Raw genomic sequence first — 17206 nt, forward strand, 5'->3', positions numbered from 1 at the left:
TGGGGGACGGCCGGGTTAGGTTTCATCAAGTGAACGTTTAGTTCACCTGATGAACCCAACACCTCAATGGAGAGCACTATGGGCTTGGCTGTCTGGGCGCTGATCGCCTACATCGGCGTGATCGTCCTCTGGAGCGTCGTCGTCAAACGCGGCATCGGAGAAGCGATGGTCGTCGGCTTCCTCGTGGTCTGCGCGTTCGGCGGTGCGGACTTCCTCCGCCTCATCGCCGTCGGTATGGAAGCCGCATTCACGCAGGAGATCGTCTTCGCGGCCCTGGCGTTCACGTTCATCGGATTCTTGCTGGCATCCACCGGCGTGATCGACCGCCAGGTCGACATCCTCAACTCGATGCTCGGGCGCCTCCGCGGCGGTGCCGGGTACGTCGCCACCATCGGTTCCGCGCTCTTCGGCTCGGTGGCCCACTCCGGTTCCGCGAACGCGGCGACGATGGGATCGGTCGCCATCCCGTGGATGAAGCGGTCGAACTGGCCGCCGCACGTCGCCGCCACGGTGATCGCCGGCAACGCGGGCAACGGCACCGTCATCCCGCCGAGCGCCTCGTTCTTCATCCTCATCGGCACCGCGACCGTCGCGCCCTACGTCACGATCGACAAGCTCCTGCTGGCGATGTTCGCCGCTGCGGGCTGGTGCGTGCTGTGGCGTCTGATCGTGATCTTCATCTTCGTGCGCCGACACAAGATCGACCGCGTCGCCGCCGCGGACATCCTGCCGTTCGGCCGATCGTTCCGGCAGGGATGGACCTCGCTGCTGGTCTTCCTCGGCATCGTGATCCCGGTCGCCGTGACCCTCGGGCCGACCGGCGACGCGCTTGCCGCGTCGCTCGGCGAAGACACGATGGATGCCGTCAGCGTCATCGTGTGGATTCCCGTGCTGCTGATGATCTTCGCCGTCATCCTCGGCTGGAAGGGGCTGCCCCGCGGCGGCCGTGCCTGGTACGACTTCATCGCGAGAACGGCCCCCCGCTACCGCGACATCGGCGCGACCCTCGTGTTCGCCTTCGCCGGTGGCGCCGTGCTCACGGAGCTGGGCCTCGCGGAGCAACTCTCGTCCGTGCTCAACGGACTGAACGCCTCGCCGGTGGTCATGTCGGTCATCGTCGCCGTCATGGTCGTGCTGGTCGCGGGGCCCTTGAGCTCGACCGCGACGATCGCCACGATCGGCGGCATCGGCTTCAGCGTGCTGATGGTGTCGGGCGTCGATCCGATCCTCGCTGCGTGCGTCGTCCTCGTCGCGGCCTCCACGGAGGGCGCGTCGCCTCCCGGCGCCTCGGCGATCTACATCGCCACCGGCATCGCCCAGGTGAACCCGGTCAAGACCTTCGTGCCGCTGATCGTCTGGTACGTCCTCCCGATCCTCGCCATCGCCGCCCTCATCGGACCCGGCTGGCTGCCGGTGTCGTTCTAGCCCGCGTCCTTCATCGGAGAAGACCATGTCTGAAGAGAAGACCCCCGCCGAGAGCCCGCACGGGCCCGTCCGCCGCCGCGCCATCGCCCTGATGACCCCCGTGTTCGTCGTGCTGCTGGCCGCGATGCTCCTCGTCGGAACCGTGCTCGTGCTGCTGCAGATCGCCGGACTCCTCATCGGGAACGGACCGTTCGTCGCGGGCGTCGCCGATGCGCTGAACCCCTGGGCCTTCGGCATCGGCGGGGCGCTCGGGATCTGGACCCTCTTGCTGTCGTACGCCCACGGATGGAAGCCGGCCGACTGAGCGTCGGCCCTCGAGAACGGATACGTGACATGACCCCTTCACTCCCTGTCGACGGTGACGTCCTGGCGGGTCTCGCCGACCTGCCCGTCGCCAACATCGGCGACTCGATGGACCGCCTGGGCGTCGTGGATGCCGGCATCCACGCCATCTGGAACGGCGCCACCGTGGCCGGTCCGGCTTTCACCGTCGAGGTCGCCGGAGGCGACAACGCCGGAATCCACGAGGCGATCGCCCACGTCCCCGCGGGGGCCGTGCTCGTCGTCAACGGCCACGGCGTCGCCGATCGGGCCCTCATCGGGGAGCTGATCGCGGAGCGCCTGCGCAAGGTCGGCTGCGTCGGCTTCGTCGTCGACGGGGCGGTGCGCGACGTCGACGACCTCGAGGCGATGGGGTTCCCGGTGTTCGCCCGCGCGAGCAGCCCCGCCGGCCCCTACAAGAACGGTCCCTTCCGCGTCGGGGTGCCGATCGCGCTCGGCGGCGTCGTCGTCAGTCCGGGCGACATCGTCGTGGGTGACCGAGACGGACTGGCCGTGGTCCCCGCCGCGGAGGCAGCGGCCGTGCTCGAGCGCGCGCGGCGGAAGAACGCCGACGAAGCCGAGACGCGCCGGGGCATCCTGGCATCCTGAGCGATCCGACACACTAGATGGATGAGTTCGAGTCGTGAAGACACGTCCGGTCAGCCCACGGTGCGCAGCGTCGAGCGCGCGCTCGACCTGCTCGAGATGCTCGAACGCGCGGATCGTCCACTGCGCCTCGTCGACCTCGGCAGGGGAACGGGGCTGTCGACCGCGACGACTCTTCGTCTGCTCGGCGTGCTGCAGCGGCGCGACCTCGTCGCCAGCAGCAACGGCGAGTACCGCCTCGGGGTCGCGACACTGGGGATGGCGCACGGCTACATCTCCACGGACGCGCTCAGCAACCGCGCTCGTCCTCACCTGCAGCAGCTGGCCGACACGACCCAGCTCACGACGTCGCTGTACGTGCGCAGCGGGGACGAGCGCATCCTCGCCGTCCGCGTCGACGGCGAGCACCCCCTCCGGTATCAGCTGCCGCTCGGACGCCGACTCGCGTTGCACCTCGGCGCGGGCAAGCCGATCCTCGCCCACCTCCCGGCCGACGAGATCTCCCGCATCGTGGGCGCCCTCGGCGAGACGCAGACCGCCGGCGGCCTCACGGTGTCGGCCGAGGGACTGGATGCCGACCTCGCGGCCGTGCGCCGCAACGGCTTCCACATCTCGGTGGCCGAGCGCGATACCGCCGTGGCATCCATCAGCGTGCCGGTGTTCTCCTCGACCGGGGAGGTCATCGCCTCTCTCTCCGCCTCGGGACCGGTCGAGTCGACCGATCCCGAGCGCCTGCCCGACTGGGCGTCTGAACTCCGACGGGCGGCAGCGGCCGTCGGTCGCTAGCGCGGGTTCCGACTCGCGCGTCTCGAAAGGAACGACATGCGCGTGATCGGAATCATCGGACTCGGCGAAGCGGGCTCGCTCTACGCGCGCGGCGCGGTCGACGCGGGCTACGAGGTGCGGGGGTTCGACCCGGCTCCCACCCCGACTCCCGAGGGCGTGCAGCGCGCGGGGTCGCTCGGCGATCTGGTCGCCGCCAGCGACCTCGTGATCGTGCTGACGGGGGCAGCGCTGAGCGCACGCATCGCGACGGATGCCGCACCGCACCTCCGCGCCGGCGCCGTGTACGCCGACTTCACCACCGCGTCTCCGAAGGTGATGGTCGAGGTCGCGGGACTGATCGAGGGCGCCGACGCGCGCTTCGCGGATGTGGCGATCCTCGGACCCGTGCCCGCGAAGGGGGCCGCCACCGAGACGATCGTCAGCGGGACGGCCGCGACCGACGTCGCCGACGTCCTTCGCCGTCTCGGTGCCGATGTCGAGCTCATCGACGGCCCCGCCGGTGCGGCGACCTCGCGCAAGCTCCTCCGCAGCGTTCTCATGAAGAGCCTCGCCGCCGTCGTCATCGAGGCGCTCGAGGCGGGCCGTGCCGCCGGGTGCGAGTCGTGGGTGCGGGCGCAGATCGCTGCGCAGCTGTCGGGAGACGCGGAAGCCAAGATGGACCGCTACGAGACGGGCAGTCGCAAGCATGCGGTGCGTCGGGCGCACGAGATGGAGTCGGTGGTCGACTACCTCGGCTCATTGGGTGTGGCGTCCGAGATGTCGGATGCCGCGCGTCACGTGCTCGAGCGATTGGGCGCCGACAAGGGCTGAGGCTCGTCCGCCCGCGCGTGACACGCGTCAGCGGGCGGAGTCTCCGCCGGCCGGCGCGTCCAGCACGTGCTCGCGCAGGTCGTCGAGGGTCTGCTGCATGTGCTGGTCCATCGCGCGGCGCGCGGCCTCGGCGTCGCCGACGCGCAGCGCCTCGAGCACGTGCGCGTGCTCGGCGATGGCGTTTCGCTGGATCACGCGTACGCGCGACGTCTGCGCGCGGCGCTCCGACAGCACCTCGGTGAGCGGGGCGAACATGACCGTGAGGAACGGGTTCCGTGACGCCGCGAGGATGCGGTCGTGGAACGACAGGTCGGCGGCGACGAAGGATGCCAGGTCGTCGGCCTCGTGAGCGGTGCGCATCTCCGCGAGGTCGGCGGCGATGGCATCCACCTCTTCCGGTCGGGCACGCTCGGCGGCCAGGGCCGCGGCGCCCGTCTCGAAGATGCGGCGGAGCTCGATGAGCTGTTCGGCGGCCGAGGCGTCACCCGTTGCGGAGGTGGCGGCGAGGATGGCGCTGAGTGAGGTCCAGCGGGCGAGGGGTTGGACGAACGACCCGCGCCCGCTCTCGACGCGCACCACACCGCGCGCTTGCAGCGTCTTGATCGCTTCGCGCACCGTCACCCGGCTGACGTCGAAGCGTTCGCCGAGCTCGGACTCGCTGGGCAATGCCTGGTCGGCGACGAGGCGGCGCGCGACGATGTCGTCGAACAGCCCGTCGACGACCTCGTCGACACGTGAACGTCGTGCCATGGCATCCCCTTTCCGCTCCAACCTAATCGCCGGGCCGGGGAACATCCGTCCCCGACCCGGCGTGCGTGCGGATCGACTCAGCCCGCGACGGCGAACACCGCCCACGTCAGCAGGAAGCCCGCGATGCCCAGGATGGTCGTCAGCACCGTCCAGGTGCGCAGGCCGTCGGCGACCGTGAGACCGAGGTAGCGCGTGACGATCCAGAACCCGGCGTCGGTGACCATCGACAGGCCGAGGGATCCGAAGCCCACGGCGACGGCGACCGCGGCGATCTGCATCGGCGTGAAACCGGCCTCGGCGACACCGGCCGACAGCAGGCTCGCCGTCGTGACGATCGCGACCGTCGCCGACCCCTGCGCGGCGCGCAGCGCGAGGGTGATGAGGAAGGCCGCACCCAGCAGGGGCACGCCGAGGTGCTCGAGGGTGACCGACAGAGCGGTGCCGATGCCCGAGGCCTGCAGCACCGCGCCGAACACGCCGCCACCGGCGACCACGAGCAGGATCGAGGCGATCGGCGGCATGGAGCTCTCGAACACCTCGTTCGTGCGCGCGAGGCCCCAGCGGCGGCGGACGGGCAGCACGAAGAAGGCCACGATGACCGCGACGAGGAGCGCGAAGGCCGGCGTGCCGACGAAGGTCGCGATGCCGCGACCGGTCGACCCGGCGGGCAGGCTCAGCGAGAGCATCGTTCCCACGAGGATCTGCACGATCGGCAGCGCGATCAGGCCGATCACGGTGCCCGTGCTCGGCGGCGCCATGACGGTGCCGTCGGGGCGGCGCGACTCGATGACCGTCGAGGTCTGACCGAACTCCGCCATCTGTTCGGCCACGCGCGGGGCGAGGGCGTACTCGGTGCGGTTCATGATGCGTGCGACCCAGAAGCACAGGAATCCGAGCACGGCGCAGATGGGCAGGGCGATGGCGGTGACCAGGCCCAGGTCGGCGCCGAAGACGCCCGCGCCCGCGACGATACCGGGGTGGGGCGGAACGGCCACGTGCACGGCGAGCATGAGCCCGAACATCGGCAGACCGAACACGATGGGCTTGACGCCGGCGATCTTGCTGAAGGCGTACAGGATCGGCACGAGCACGATGACGCCGACTTCGAAGAACACCGGGATGGCCACGACGAAGGCCACGATGGTCAGGGCGATCGCCACGCGACGCGGTCCGAGGCGGTCGGTGAAGCTCTCGGCGAGGTGCTGCACGCCGCCCGATACCTCGATGAGGCGTCCGAGGATCGCGCCGAGCGCGATGATGATGAGCACCTTGCCCATCGTCGAGCCGACACCGTTCGCGACGAGGGTGAAGACGTCGCCGGCGGGGATCTGTGCCGAGATCGCCACGACGACGCTCGTGATGAGCAGCGCGACGAACGCGTGGACCTTGAACAGGATGATGAGCACGAGCAGCAGCGCGATGCCGGCCGCGGCGATGGCGAGCAAGGGGCCCGTGCCGAATTCCACCGCCGGGGCGATGGGTGGTGTGTCGGCCGTGAGGATGGGAAGCATGGCGGGATCTCCTTCGATCTCGATGAGAGGTGTCGTCAGCCGCGACGACGGGACGGTGCGACCGCGCGGATGACGGCGGAGTCGTCGTTCGATCCGAGGCCCTGTGAACGACCGGTGAGGTAGAGCTGCTCCGCTGCGGCGGCGACGGGGGTGGGAAGGCCCACGCGGCGTGCGGCGTCGCCGACGATCCCCATGTCCTTGACGAAGATGTCGAGGGCGCTCAACACCTCGGCGCCCTCGTCGTCGTAGGCCTGCAGCATGCGCGGGCCACGGTTGCCGAGCATGAACGACGCCGCGGCACCCCCCATCAGCGCCTCGAGCGTCCTCTCTGGGTCCAGGCCCAGCGCATCGGCGAGGGCGAGGGCTTCTCCCGCGGCGGCGATGTGCACGCCGCACAGCAGCTGGTTCACGGTCTTCAGGGCCTGACCGTCTCCGGCGTTGTCGCCCACGACGGTGAGGGTGGATGCCAACAGCTCGAGCACGGGGGCGGCCTTCTCTCGCGCGGCGGGCGAGGCGCCCACGACGATGAGCAGGTCGCCCTGCCCGGCGCGGACGGGTCCGCCCGAGAGGGGCGCGTCGACGAGGTCGATGTGGAGGTCGGCGAGGCGCTCGGCGACGGGACGGATGCCGGCGGTGCCGACGGTGCTGGTGAGGATGACGACGGAGCCGGGGCGCAGGGCGTCGGCGATGCCCGTCTCGCCGAACAGCACCTCGTCGAGCTGGTACTGGTCGCGCACGGCGAGCAGCACGGCGTCGGCCTCGGCGACGGCGGCGCGGGCGGAGGGGAAGGGCGTCACGCCCTGCTCCTCGGCGAGGGCGAGGCGGGCGGGGGCGATGTCGAAGCCGTGAACGGTGAGCCCGGTGGCCAGGCGCGTGGCCATGGGCAGGCCCATGGCGCCCAGGCCCAGGACGGCGACGGTGGAGGTGGTCATGCGGGAAGCTCCTTCGCTTGCGGAGGTGAGGGTCAGCGGCCGGGGACGGCCGCGGGGGTTCGGGTGAGGGTGGACACGACGTGGGCGAGGGCGTCGTCGTCGCCGACGTTGCCTGCGAACACGACGTAGGGGATGCCGGTGGCCGGGCCGTCGGCGGGCTCCCAGAGCGAGATGATCCCGGGCAGCATGGGCCCTCGGACCGTGGCCCGGTGCATCGAGAGGCCGTGTGCCGCGACGTCGCTGGAGGTGATGCCGCCCTTGGCCACGACGAAGCGTGGCGTGGTGCGCGAGATGACAGTGCTCACGACCTCGACGACGGCGGCCGAGACGGTGCGCGCGATCTCGAGGCTCTCGTCCGCGGTCCGTGCGGTCGTCACGGTACGGGTGGTGCTGACGACGACGTCCCCGCGGTCGACCTCGCGCACGATGCGGTCGGCGATCTCGCCGAGGTACCCGGGGGCGGCCTCGAGCACGCGGGCGACGTCGATCTCGATGTCGGTCACGTCGTGGTGCGTCTCTCGCAATCGGGAGAGCTGCCGGGTGGTCACGGCGACGTGCGAGCCGACCACGATGAGACCGCCCCGGTCGGGGCCGCCGTCGGGGAAGATCTCGGCGGCGGTGAGGGGCTCGCGCCGTTCGCTGCCGATGCGGGCGCGCACGAACGGCGGGCCGACGCGCGAGAGCAATGTCTTGCCGCGCCGACGCGCCTCGATCAGACCGAGGGAGATGAGACGCAGATCGTCCTCGGTCACGACGTCGCACACGATGGGCGTGCGGTCGGCGGCATCCTGGATCGCGTCCGCCACCGCGGCGGCACCCGCGCGGATGGTCGTGAGGTCGAGGGTGATGACGGCGTCGGCGGGGTAGCGACCGCCCGACTTCTCGTCGACCCAAGCGGCGAGCTCCGAGCTGCGGTAGCCGAAGGTGGCGTCGCGCGCGAACTCGGTCTCGCCGATCGGCCGCAGGTTCTCGCCGTCGCGCATGTAGTGGACGCCGCCGACGGTGACCCGCCCGGCATCGGGGAAGGCCGGGATGATGACGACGCCGTCGACCGGTGCGCCGCCGGCGAGGGCGATGGCCTCGGCGAGGGCGTCGGTCTCGAGGGGGAAGTGTCCGCGCAGGGTCGAGTCTCCCCGGCTGACGAACTCGACGTCGACGCCCGCCGCTGTCGCCGCGGCCAGCGCGTTGCGCGCCACGTCGAGATTGCGCGCACGGGCGTCGCGTTCGCCGAGGCTGCGGGCGTTGGTCAGCACGTAGACGGCGGGGGCGTCGGTGGCGAACACGGCGGCGAAGTCGTCGACGCCCCAGCGGGTGAGGACGGGCAGATCGGCGACCGACTGCGTTCCGGTGGGGTCGTCGTCGAGGACGACGAGGCGGGATCCCAGCGCCTCGGAGGCGGCGTACACGTCGGCGGCGCTCACGGTCAGGGGGGCGGGGAACGCGCGGAGGGCGGTCGCTTCGTGCATGGTCTCACTCCTTCGTGGGTCGACCGTCAGTGGTCAGGCGTCAGCCATCATATGGCTTACGGGAGCGGATGCCAAGCCCCTCCACCGAACGGTGGATGCCGCATCAACCTGACCGTCGTTCCCGGCGAGGCCGCGCGCGGTCAGACTGAGGGCATGAGCGAGAACGTCGTCCGCGTGGAGAACCTGCGCAAGACCTACCGCGGAGGCCTCGAAGCCCTGCGCGGGGTGAGCTTCGACATCCGCCGGGGCGAGACATTCGCCCTGCTCGGCCCGAACGGTGCCGGCAAGAGCACGGTCATCGAGATTCTCGAGGGCTACCGCGATCGCACGAGCGGCGAGGTCAGCGTGCTCGACGTCGACCCGCACCGCGGGGGCCCGGACTGGAAGGCGCGGCTCGGCATCGTGCTGCAGAACACCGGCGAGGCGCCCACCGCGAGCGTCCGGGAACTGCTCGCGCACTTCGCCTCGTTCTACCCGCACCCGCGCGACGTCGACGAGGTCATCGCGGCGGTCGGCCTGAGCGAGAAGGCGAAGGTGCCCGTGCGCAAGCTCTCGGGCGGTCAACGTCGCCGCGTCGACGTCGCGCTCGGCATCGTCGGCCGCCCCGAACTGCTGTTCCTCGATGAGCCGACGACCGGCTTCGACCCCGAGGTACGGCGGCAGTTCTGGGACCTCATCCGGATGCTGCAGGACGAGGGCACCACGATCCTGCTGACCACGCACTACCTCGACGAGGCCGCCGAGCTGTCGGAGCGTGCCGCGATCCTCGTCGGTGGCGAAGTGGCATCCGTGGGGCGGATCGACGAGCTGGGCGGGCCCGCGGCGCGGGTCCCCGTCGTGCGCTGGCGCGAGGGGGGAGGGATCCGCGAGGAGCGGACCGACGATCCTGGGGCCGTCGTCGCCGCTCTGTACGCGCGGCACGGTGAACCCGAGAGGCTCGAGGTCGTGCGTCCGAGCCTCGAAGACGTGTACCTGTCGTTCCTGGGTGCCGACGAGCGTCGCACGGCCGCCGCGGGAGGTGCGGCGTGAGCCGCGTGCTGCGGCTCGGGGCCGCGCGTGTCGCCTTCGAGGTGCGGTCGTACTTCCGCCAGGGCGACTCGGTGTTCTTCACGTTCCTGTTCCCGGTGATGATCCTGCTGATCTTCTCGGTCGCGTTCAGCGGCTCGACGTTCGGCCCGCCCGGGGCGGAGATCTCCGCCCCCGAGTTCTACCTCCCCGCGATGCTTGCCGCCGGCGTCCTGCTCTCGGGGCTGCAGAACATGGCGGTCGACATCGCCATGGAACGCGGTGACGGCACGCTCAAGCGTCTCGGCGGGACGCCGCTCAGCCCGGTGTCGTACTTCATCGGAAAGCTCGGACAGGTGCTCGTCACCGGCTTCCTGCAGTCGGTGCTGTTGATCGTGGTGGCCGCGGTCTTCTTCGGTGTGCCGCTGCCGACCGAGCCGGAGCGCTGGCTGACGTTCGCGTGGGTGTTCGTGCTCGGCGCGACGACCTGCGCGATCCTCGGGATCGGCCTCTCGGCCTTGCCGCGGACGGGACGAACGGCCACCGCCGTCGTGGTCCCGATCGTGCTGCTGCTGCAGTTCATCTCGGGCGTCTACATCAACTTCGCGAGCCTGCCCGAATGGATGCAGAACGTCGCGAGCGTGTTCCCGCTGAAGTGGCTCGCGCAGGGCTTCCGCTCGGTGTTCCTGCCCGAGGGTTTCGCCGCCGCCGAGTCGTCGGGGACGTGGGATCACCCCCTGATCCTCCTCGTGACGCTGCTGTGGCTGGTCGGGGGGCTCGCGTTCGTGCGGGCGACGTTCCGCTGGATCCGGAAGGATGCGTGATGGCCGGCTCGACACCGGATGCCGGGACCTCCGTCGTGCGGGGGTGGTCGCTCGCGTACGGTGTCGCCGGCGTCGTGGGGGTGGCCATCGTCGTCGTGTCGGCCGTCTCGGGCGTGGTCCCGTGGTCGTCGGCGGGCATCGCTCTCGGAGCCGTCGCCGTGCACGCGGCGATCGTGCTGGCGGCTCTGCCGCGCGTGCTCGACGACGAAGGCTCGCCGGTCCTCGCCACCGTCGTGGCGGTGTCGGCCGTCATCCTCGTGCCGACGGCCGTGGCCGCGGTCCCTTGGGTCGCGATGCTGCAGTTCGCCTCGTATCCCCTGCTGTGGGTGATCTCCTCGTCCCGGCTGACCGCCATCGCCTGGACCGCGGCATCCACCCTGCTCGTGCTCGTCGCGCTGGCCTGGGGCGGCGATGCAGACACCTGGGGACGGGCCGCCCTCATCCAGGCGATGTCGTTCGCGGGCAACCTGGGCCTGGGGCTGTGGTTCACCGCCGTGTACCAGCACGGCGTCGAGACGCAGGCCCTGCTCGACCGGCTGACCGCCGCGCACGACGAGGTCGCCGTGCTGCACCGCGACGCCGGCGTCGTCGCCGAGCGGGAGCGCCTGGCCGCTGAGCTGCACGACACGATCGCCCAGACTCTCGCGGGCACCGTGCTGCTCGCCCAGCGCGGACGGCGCGACCTGGCAGCGGGCGTGCTCGCCGATGCAACCCTCGCCCTGGTGGAGGAGGCGGCGCGCGAGGCGCTCGCCGAGACCCGCACCCTCGTCGCAGCGGGCGCCCCGGTGTCACGCGGCCAGGGGCTGGCCGAGGCGCTGAAGGTCCTCGTCTCGCGGATCGCGCGCGAGTCCGACCGCGACATCGCGGTGCGGACGGATACCGTCGGCGCGCTCGATCGGGAGAGCGAGGTCGCTCTGCTGCGTTGCGCACAGGAGGGGCTGTCGAATGCCCGCCGCCACTCGGGGGCTCAGCGCATCGAGGTCGCCCTCGTCGATGCGGGCGACGCCGTGGAGCTGCGTGTCGCCGACGACGGCGTGGGCTTCGATCCGTCCGCCCGGGTGGAGGGCTTCGGACTCGAGGGGCTTCGAGCGCGGCTCGCGTCGCTCGGGGGCGAGCTGCACGTCGACGGCAGCCCGGGTGCGGTCGTGCTGACCGCGCGCGTGCCGCGTGAGACGGTGGGGTCATGATCCGCGTCGTGATCGTGGACGATCATCCGATCGTGCGCGCCGGGCTCACCGGCATCCTGGAGACCGCCGACGACATCGTCGTCGTGGGGGTCGCCGCCGACGGGGTCGAGGCGGTGGCGGTCGTCGAGACGGAGCGCCCCGACGTCGTGCTGATGGACATGAGGATGCCGCGCCGCGACGGTGACGAGGCCACGGCGCTGCTGCGCGAGAGCGTGCCGTCGGCGCGGGTGATCGTGCTCACGACCTACGAGAGCGACGACGTCATCATGCGGGCGATCGCGGCCGGTGCGGCCGGGTACCTGCTGAAGGCCGCGCCCGAGGCGGAGCTGCTCGCGGGGATCCGTGCCGTGGCCGCGGGAGAGGTCGCTCTCGCGCCGAGCGTCGCCCGGGTCCTGGTCGCGCGCACGGGTCGCCCGCCGGAGGCGCCCGTGCTCACCGCGCGCGAGGTCGAGGTGCTGGGTCACGTCGCCCAGGGGCTGAGCAACCGTGAGATCGGGCGGCGGCTGCATCTCGGCGAGGCGACGGTGAAGACGCACCTGCTCAAGGCCTTCGCGAAGCTCGACGTCGCCGACCGCACGCGTGCCGTGACGCGCGCGATGGAGCTCGGCATCCTCTGAGGGAGCGACGCCGGCGCGGTGAGCGGTGTTTCCCCGCGGTTAAATTTTCATCTCTCACTGAAACTTCTGAACGTTTCTCATTGACCGTAGAGCGACACGGGTGTTCTCTGGGCGCAGTTCCACCTGCATCCCACCTTGGGCGCGGAACGCCGCCCTTTCCCGAGAGGCTCCTGATGAAGAGAAGAATCGCGCTCGCCGTGCTGGTCGCCGGCGCGCTCGCGCTCGCCGGCTGCTCCGGCGGTGGCGGTGGCGACACCGGCTCCACCGACGCATCCATCCGCGTGGCCGTCACCGACCCGCAGCAACTCATCCCCGGCCGGCAGTCCGTCGCCTACGACTTCAACATGGCCGTCTGGTCTCCGCTGGCCTTCCTCCAGTCCGACGGCACTCTGCAGAACGTACAAGCCGAGTCCATCGAGTCGGACGACGCCCAGACCTGGACGATCACACTCCGCGACGGATGGACCTTCCACGACGGGACCCCCGTCACGGCGAAGAGCTACGTCGACTCCTGGAACGCCGTCGCGTACGGACCCAACGCCTTCGAGAACTCGGGGCAGCTGGCATCCATCGTCGGATACACCGATCTCAACCCCGCCGACGGCACGCCCACGACCACCACGATGTCGGGCCTGACCGTCGTCGACGACCTCACCTTCACGGTGAAGCTCGTCAGCCCCGACGGCCAGTTCCCGCTGCAGGTCACGCAGGCGCAGACCGCGTTCTTCCCGATGCCCGAGTCGGCGCTGTCGGACTTCGACGCGTACAACACGCACCCGGTGGGCAACGGACCGTTCCAGATGACGGGAGACTACGTCGAGAACGAGCCGATCACGGTGTCGGCCTACGACGGGTTCAAGGGCGAGGCCCCGACGGTGAACGAGATCACCTTCGTGCCGTACACCGACTCCGAGACCGCCTACACCGACGTGCTCGCGGGCAACCTCGACGTCGCGGGCGTGCCGGCGAGCCGCCTCCTCCAGGCCGGCAGCGACTTCGGCGACCGCCTCTACTCGTTCGAGGCACCCGGTATCTCGTTCCTCGGCCTGCCCCTGTGGAACGCGCAGTACCAGGATGTGCGCGTGCGTCAGGCCCTGTCGATGGCGATCGACCGTCAGACGATCATCGATCGCATCTACGGCGGCACGTACACCCCGGCCACCGCGTGGACCCCGGCGATCGAGCCCGGGACGCCGACGGGGATCTGCGGCGAGTACTGCGACTACGACCCCGACGCGGCCAAGGCGTTGCTCGCCGAGGCCGGCGGTTTCAGCGGCCCACTCGAGATCACCTACCCGGGCGGCGGGGGACTCGACCCGCTCTACGAGGCGATCGCCAATCAGCTGCGCCAGAACCTCGGCATCGACGCGACGGCCACCCCCACCGCGGACTGGGCCGAGTTCCTGCAGAAGCGGACGGATGCCAGCCTCGCCGGCCCGTTCTTCTCGCGCTGGGGTGCGCTGTACCCGAGCCAGCAGGCGACGCTGCGGGTGTTCTTCATCGAGGGCGGCGGGTGCGCCAACTGCATCCCGTTCTACAGCCCCGAGGTGAGCGCGGCCATGCAGACGGCCGATGCCGACCTGACGGGTGACGGAACGGCCTACGCCGACGTCCAGAGCATCATCCAGAAGGAGTTCCCGGCGGTGCCGCTGTTCAACGAGACGTACTCGTACGTCACCTCGGAGCGCGTCGCCGATCTCGTGAGCTCGCCGGTGGGCAACCCGACCTACCGCGCGATCCAGCTGCGCTGACCCTCTCGGCCGGCGCGCGGAGCCCCCACCGCGCGCCGGCCGTCGATCCACGGAATCCCCATGCCTTCACTCACCGTCCCGCCGCCCGCACTCACGGGCTTTCCCACGGTCGACGCCCTCGAGGCGGCGTTCCTCGCTCTGTCCGAGAGGGCGCCGCACCTGGTGCGCCGCCGCATCCTGGGCTCGTCGCGGCTGGGTGAGCCCATCGCCGTGTACGAGATCGGCGGCGGGCCCGCGCACGCCGTCATCGCCGGGGGCGTGCACCCGAACGAGCCGATCGGCTTCCACACCGCCCTCGCCCTCGCCGAGCGGCTCATCGCCGACGAGGGACTGCGCCGAGAACTCGGGATGACGTTCCACATCGTGCCGTGCATCGACCCCGACGGCACCCGCTTGAACGAGGGCTGGTTCGCCGCTCCCGGCGATCGCGGCTCGTACGGGCGGGCCTTCTACCGGCCGGCCCCCGATGAACAGGTCGAGTGGAGCTTCCCCCTCTCCTACAAGCGGCTGCACTTCGACCGGGTGCTCCCCGAGACCCGGGCGCTCGCCGACCTCTTCGACGAGGTCGAGCCGGCCCTGTTCGTCGGTCTGCACAATGCCGAGGTCGGCGGGGTGTACTTCTACGTGAACCGCGACGACCAGGCGTTGGTCCGCGAGCTGTCGGCGATTCCCGCGCGCCACGGCCTGCCGCTCGACAACGGCGAGCCCGAGTCGCCCGACCTCGTGCGCCTGGGCGACGCCGTGTTCCGCTGTCCGACCGTCGCGGAGCGATACGACTACCTCGAGGGGCTCGGACTCGACCCCCTCGCGGAGGCATCCGGGGGTGGATCTGCCGACTACCTGCAGCGCTACGGCACGCTGATCATGGTCGCCGAGCTGCCGTACTGGACGCACGACGACGTCGTCGACGACGGACCGAGCGGGGTCTCGTACCGACTCGTCGTCCAGGATCGCGCGGAGAAGCTGCGGGCGCTCGGTCACACCCTCACGGATGCCCTCTCACGCGTCGACGCGCACCTGAGCATCCCGAGCCCGATGCTGCGCGGTGCGCGGGCCTTCGCGCCGCTCATGACGGCCCTCGCCGACGCGGAAGGCGAGCGGGCACGGCGCCTGGTCGTCGACCGCATCGCGACGCGGGCGGAGGTGTTCTCGAACGAGGATGCCGTTCGGTCCTTCCGGCTGCGGTTCGGGGGCATGCTCCTGCGGGCGCTCGAGGTCGAGTGCGCGGCGGGCGTCGCCCACGACACCGTGCGTCGGGAACGCGATGCGTTCCGGCCCGTGTACGAGGAGTGGGTGACCGAGGCGGAACGGGTGTCGCTTCGCGCTCTTCCTCTGGCCGACCTGGTCGGCGTGCAGCTCGACGCGGTCCTCGCGGCGGCCCGCGCGGCGGTGACCGCGTGAGGTTCGCACGCGCCACGGGGCGCCGCCTGCTCGAGGTCGGCATCGTCTTCCTCGGCGTCACCTTCATCATCTACGCGATGGTGTGGGCGCTTCCGGGAGATCCGATCGCGGCTCTCGGCGGTGACCGCCCGCTCCCACCCGCGGTGGTCGCCGAACTTCGTCGTCAGTTCCACCTCGACGATCCTCTGTTCCTGCAGTACCTGCGCTACCTCGGCGGTCTGTTCACGGGCGACCTGGGCACCACCTTCGACGGCGTGCCGGTGGCCGACCGGATGGCGGCGCGCTGGCCGGTGACGATCACGCTGGCCCTGACGGCGTGGGTGATCGAGGTCGTCCTCGGGGTGCTCCTGGGCCTCGTGGCGGGATTGCGCAAGAACAGCTGGATCGATCGCGGCGTGCTCCTGACCACGATCCTGGCGACCTCGATCCCGATCTTCGTCGTCGCGGTGGGGGCACAGCTGATCTTCGGCCTCCAGCTGAAGTGGTTGCCCATCGCCGGGGCGACCGCGGGATGGCCGACGGCATACATCCTCCCGGCATCGGTGATCGCGATCTTCGGCCTCGCCGCCATCGCGCGCCTCATGCGCGGCAGTGTCATCGACACGCTCCAGTCCGACTTCGTGCGGACGCTGCGGGCCAAGGGCGTGCCGCGTCGCACGATCGTGGGTACGCACGTGATGCGCAACTCCGTCGCGCCCGTCCTCACCTTCGTCGCCATCGACCTGGGGTACCTGCTCGGCGGGGCCGTCGTGGTCGAGGGCGTGTTCAACCTCCCCGGGATCGGGCAGCTGCTGTTCACCGCCATCCGCACGCACGAGGGGCCTACCGTGGTGGGAGTCGGGACGACGCTGATCCTCATCTTCCTGGCTCTGAGCCTGCTGGTCGACCTCGTCAACTCCGCCCTCGACCCGAGGATCCGCCATGTCTGAGATGATCGCCGCCACCGCACCCGACCAGCCGATCCTCGTCAGCCGCGGCCTGTGGTCGGTGCTGCGTCGACGGGTGACCTTCTGGGCGCCCGTCGTCGTCCTGGCCGTCCTGGGACTGATCGCCATCGCTCCCGGCTCGATCGCGATGCTGTTCGGCGGTGGCGACCCGCGCGCGTGCGACCTTGTCGACAGCGCCCTGCCGCCCGGCCCGGGTCATCCCTTCGGAACCGACCTGCAGGGGTGCGACATCTACGCGAACGTCGTCTTCGGGACTCGCACGTCGCTGTCGATCGGTCTGCTGACCACCGCGCTGTGCCTCGTCGTCGCCATCGTGCTCGGCACCATCGCCGGGTACGCGGGCGGGATCGCCGACACGATCATCTCGCGCCTGACCGACGTCTTCCTCGGATTCCCGTTCATCCTGGGCGCGATCATCGTGCTGAACAGCCTCGGCAAGCCCGACCCCGTGCTCGTCTCGCTGGTCCTCGCCTTCTTCTCCTGGCCCACCATGGCCCGGCTCGTACGGGGTGCCGTGCGCAGCGTCCGCGGAACGGACTACGTTCGCGCGGCATCGGTCATCGGGCTGTCGCCCGTGCAGATCGTCCTCCGCCACGTGCTTCCCAACGCGATCGGACCCGTGCTCGCCATCGCCGCCACCTTCGTCGGGAGCGTCATCGTCGCCGAGTCGACACTGACCTTCCTGGGGGTGGGGCTGCGCGCCCCGACGATCTCGTGGGGCCTGCAGCTGGCGAACGCGCAGTCGTACGTCGGCACGGCCCCCCACATGCTCCTGTTCCCCGCGCTCTTCCTCAGCATCACCGTGCTGGCGCTCATCACCCTGGGCGACACCGTGCGCGACGCCCTCGACCCGAAAGGACGCTGACC

The 17206-nt window shown here is 70.7% G+C and carries 17 protein-coding genes; 13 read left to right on the forward strand and 4 right to left on the reverse strand.

All coding sequences use genetic code 11. From position 1 onward, the window contains the following. The first annotated feature begins 78 nt into the window (after positions 1-78). The 5 genes from PIR02_07700 to PIR02_07720 are packed head-to-tail and all read left to right on the forward strand — an operon-like array spanning position 79 to position 3948. Complete coding sequence (locus tag PIR02_07700; protein WZH38547.1) at positions 79-1425, forward strand: TRAP transporter large permease subunit; 1347 nt, start codon at positions 79-81, stop codon at positions 1423-1425. Positions 1426-1450: 25 nt separating this feature from the next. Further along, positions 1451-1729: a hypothetical protein gene (locus PIR02_07705; protein ID WZH38548.1), complete on the forward strand. Its 279-nt coding sequence runs from the start codon at positions 1451-1453 to the stop codon at positions 1727-1729. Positions 1730-1758: 29 nt separating this feature from the next. Then, positions 1759-2355, forward strand: a complete 597-nt coding sequence (locus PIR02_07710) for a methyltransferase (protein ID WZH38549.1) — start codon at positions 1759-1761, stop codon at positions 2353-2355. A 21-nt stretch (positions 2356-2376) separates the two neighbouring features. Then, positions 2377-3138 (forward strand): IclR family transcriptional regulator, encoded by a 762-nt coding sequence (locus tag PIR02_07715; GenBank protein WZH38550.1) that lies wholly within the window; start codon positions 2377-2379, stop codon positions 3136-3138. A 36-nt stretch (positions 3139-3174) separates the two neighbouring features. Then, complete coding sequence (locus PIR02_07720; protein WZH38551.1) at positions 3175-3948, forward strand: NAD(P)-binding domain-containing protein; 774 nt, start codon at positions 3175-3177, stop codon at positions 3946-3948. Between the two features lie 27 nt (positions 3949-3975). Here PIR02_07720 and PIR02_07725 read toward each other — a convergent pair whose 3' ends face one another. The 4 genes from PIR02_07725 to PIR02_07740 all read right to left on the reverse strand — a co-directional run bounded on the left by PIR02_07725 (position 3976) and on the right by PIR02_07740 (position 8607). Further along, a complete protein-coding gene (locus PIR02_07725; GenBank protein ID WZH38552.1) occupies positions 3976-4698 on the reverse strand; it encodes an FCD domain-containing protein in 723 nt (240 codons plus the stop codon). Positions 4699-4775: 77 nt separating this feature from the next. Then, positions 4776-6209, reverse strand: coding sequence for a GntP family transporter (locus PIR02_07730; protein WZH38553.1), 1434 nt, complete (start codon positions 6207-6209; stop codon positions 4776-4778). A gap of 35 nt (positions 6210-6244) precedes the next feature. After that, on the reverse strand, positions 6245-7141 hold the full coding sequence (locus PIR02_07735) for an NAD(P)-dependent oxidoreductase (protein ID WZH38554.1): 897 nt from the start codon (positions 7139-7141) through the stop codon (positions 6245-6247). 32 nt (positions 7142-7173) lie between these two features. After that, positions 7174-8607, reverse strand: coding sequence for a four-carbon acid sugar kinase family protein (locus tag PIR02_07740; GenBank protein WZH38555.1), 1434 nt, complete (start codon positions 8605-8607; stop codon positions 7174-7176). A gap of 153 nt (positions 8608-8760) precedes the next feature. Between PIR02_07740 and PIR02_07745 the strand changes: the two genes are divergently transcribed. The 8 genes from PIR02_07745 (at position 8761) to PIR02_07780 (ending at position 17204) form a co-directional block, all read left to right on the forward strand. Then, positions 8761-9636, forward strand: coding sequence for an ABC transporter ATP-binding protein (locus PIR02_07745; protein WZH38556.1), 876 nt, complete (start codon positions 8761-8763; stop codon positions 9634-9636). Further along, positions 9633-10436 carry an ABC transporter permease gene (locus PIR02_07750; protein ID WZH38557.1) on the forward strand — a complete coding sequence of 268 codons (804 nt, stop codon included), beginning with the start codon at positions 9633-9635 and terminating at the stop codon, positions 10434-10436. The genes PIR02_07745 and PIR02_07750 overlap by 4 nt, the downstream gene beginning before the upstream one ends. After that, positions 10436-11623 (forward strand): histidine kinase, encoded by a 1188-nt coding sequence (locus tag PIR02_07755; protein ID WZH38558.1) that lies wholly within the window; start codon positions 10436-10438, stop codon positions 11621-11623. The genes PIR02_07750 and PIR02_07755 overlap by 1 nt, the downstream gene beginning before the upstream one ends. Further along, a complete protein-coding gene (locus PIR02_07760) occupies positions 11620-12240 on the forward strand; it encodes a response regulator transcription factor (protein ID WZH38559.1) in 621 nt (206 codons plus the stop codon). Before PIR02_07755 ends, PIR02_07760 begins: the two co-directional genes overlap by 4 nt. A 173-nt stretch (positions 12241-12413) precedes the next feature. Continuing rightward, positions 12414-13991: an ABC transporter substrate-binding protein gene (locus PIR02_07765; protein WZH38560.1), complete on the forward strand. Its 1578-nt coding sequence runs from the start codon at positions 12414-12416 to the stop codon at positions 13989-13991. A 60-nt stretch (positions 13992-14051) separates the two neighbouring features. Continuing rightward, positions 14052-15392 carry a M14 family zinc carboxypeptidase gene (locus tag PIR02_07770; protein ID WZH38561.1) on the forward strand — a complete coding sequence of 447 codons (1341 nt, stop codon included), beginning with the start codon at positions 14052-14054 and terminating at the stop codon, positions 15390-15392. Beyond that, a complete protein-coding gene (locus tag PIR02_07775; GenBank protein WZH38562.1) occupies positions 15389-16321 on the forward strand; it encodes an ABC transporter permease in 933 nt (310 codons plus the stop codon). Before PIR02_07770 ends, PIR02_07775 begins: the two co-directional genes overlap by 4 nt. Continuing rightward, positions 16314-17204 carry an ABC transporter permease gene (locus PIR02_07780; protein ID WZH38563.1) on the forward strand — a complete coding sequence of 297 codons (891 nt, stop codon included), beginning with the start codon at positions 16314-16316 and terminating at the stop codon, positions 17202-17204. The genes PIR02_07775 and PIR02_07780 overlap by 8 nt, the downstream gene beginning before the upstream one ends. Positions 17205-17206 lie beyond the last annotated feature (2 nt).

Origin of the sequence: Microbacterium enclense (genome assembly GCA_038182865.1) — a bacterium.
In the GTDB taxonomy this organism is placed as follows: Bacteria; Actinomycetota; Actinomycetes; order Actinomycetales; family Microbacteriaceae; genus Microbacterium; species Microbacterium enclense_B.

Bases quoted from the DNA above. Each gene is read 5' to 3' on its own strand.
- PIR02_07745 (WZH38556.1), top strand. From the start codon at position 8,761: ATGAGCGAGAACGTCGTCCGCGTGGAGAACCTGCGCAAGACCTACCGC.
- PIR02_07760 (WZH38559.1), top strand. From the start codon at position 11,620: ATGATCCGCGTCGTGATCGTGGACGATCATCCGATCGTGCGCGCCGGG.
- PIR02_07720 (WZH38551.1), top strand. From the start codon at position 3,175: ATGCGCGTGATCGGAATCATCGGACTCGGCGAAGCGGGCTCGCTCTAC.
- PIR02_07705 (WZH38548.1), top strand. From the start codon at position 1,451: ATGTCTGAAGAGAAGACCCCCGCCGAGAGCCCGCACGGGCCCGTCCGC.
- PIR02_07755 (WZH38558.1), top strand. From the start codon at position 10,436: ATGGCCGGCTCGACACCGGATGCCGGGACCTCCGTCGTGCGGGGGTGG.
- PIR02_07780 (WZH38563.1), top strand. From the start codon at position 16,314: ATGTCTGAGATGATCGCCGCCACCGCACCCGACCAGCCGATCCTCGTC.
- PIR02_07740 (WZH38555.1), bottom strand. From the start codon at position 8,607: ATGCACGAAGCGACCGCCCTCCGCGCGTTCCCCGCCCCCCTGACCGTG.
- PIR02_07765 (WZH38560.1), top strand. From the start codon at position 12,414: ATGAAGAGAAGAATCGCGCTCGCCGTGCTGGTCGCCGGCGCGCTCGCG.
- PIR02_07735 (WZH38554.1), bottom strand. From the start codon at position 7,141: ATGACCACCTCCACCGTCGCCGTCCTGGGCCTGGGCGCCATGGGCCTG.
- PIR02_07715 (WZH38550.1), top strand. From the start codon at position 2,377: ATGAGTTCGAGTCGTGAAGACACGTCCGGTCAGCCCACGGTGCGCAGC.
- PIR02_07710 (WZH38549.1), top strand. From the start codon at position 1,759: ATGACCCCTTCACTCCCTGTCGACGGTGACGTCCTGGCGGGTCTCGCC.
- PIR02_07700 (WZH38547.1), top strand. From the start codon at position 79: ATGGGCTTGGCTGTCTGGGCGCTGATCGCCTACATCGGCGTGATCGTC.
- PIR02_07730 (WZH38553.1), bottom strand. From the start codon at position 6,209: ATGCTTCCCATCCTCACGGCCGACACACCACCCATCGCCCCGGCGGTG.
- PIR02_07725 (WZH38552.1), bottom strand. From the start codon at position 4,698: ATGGCACGACGTTCACGTGTCGACGAGGTCGTCGACGGGCTGTTCGAC.
- PIR02_07770 (WZH38561.1), top strand. From the start codon at position 14,052: ATGCCTTCACTCACCGTCCCGCCGCCCGCACTCACGGGCTTTCCCACG.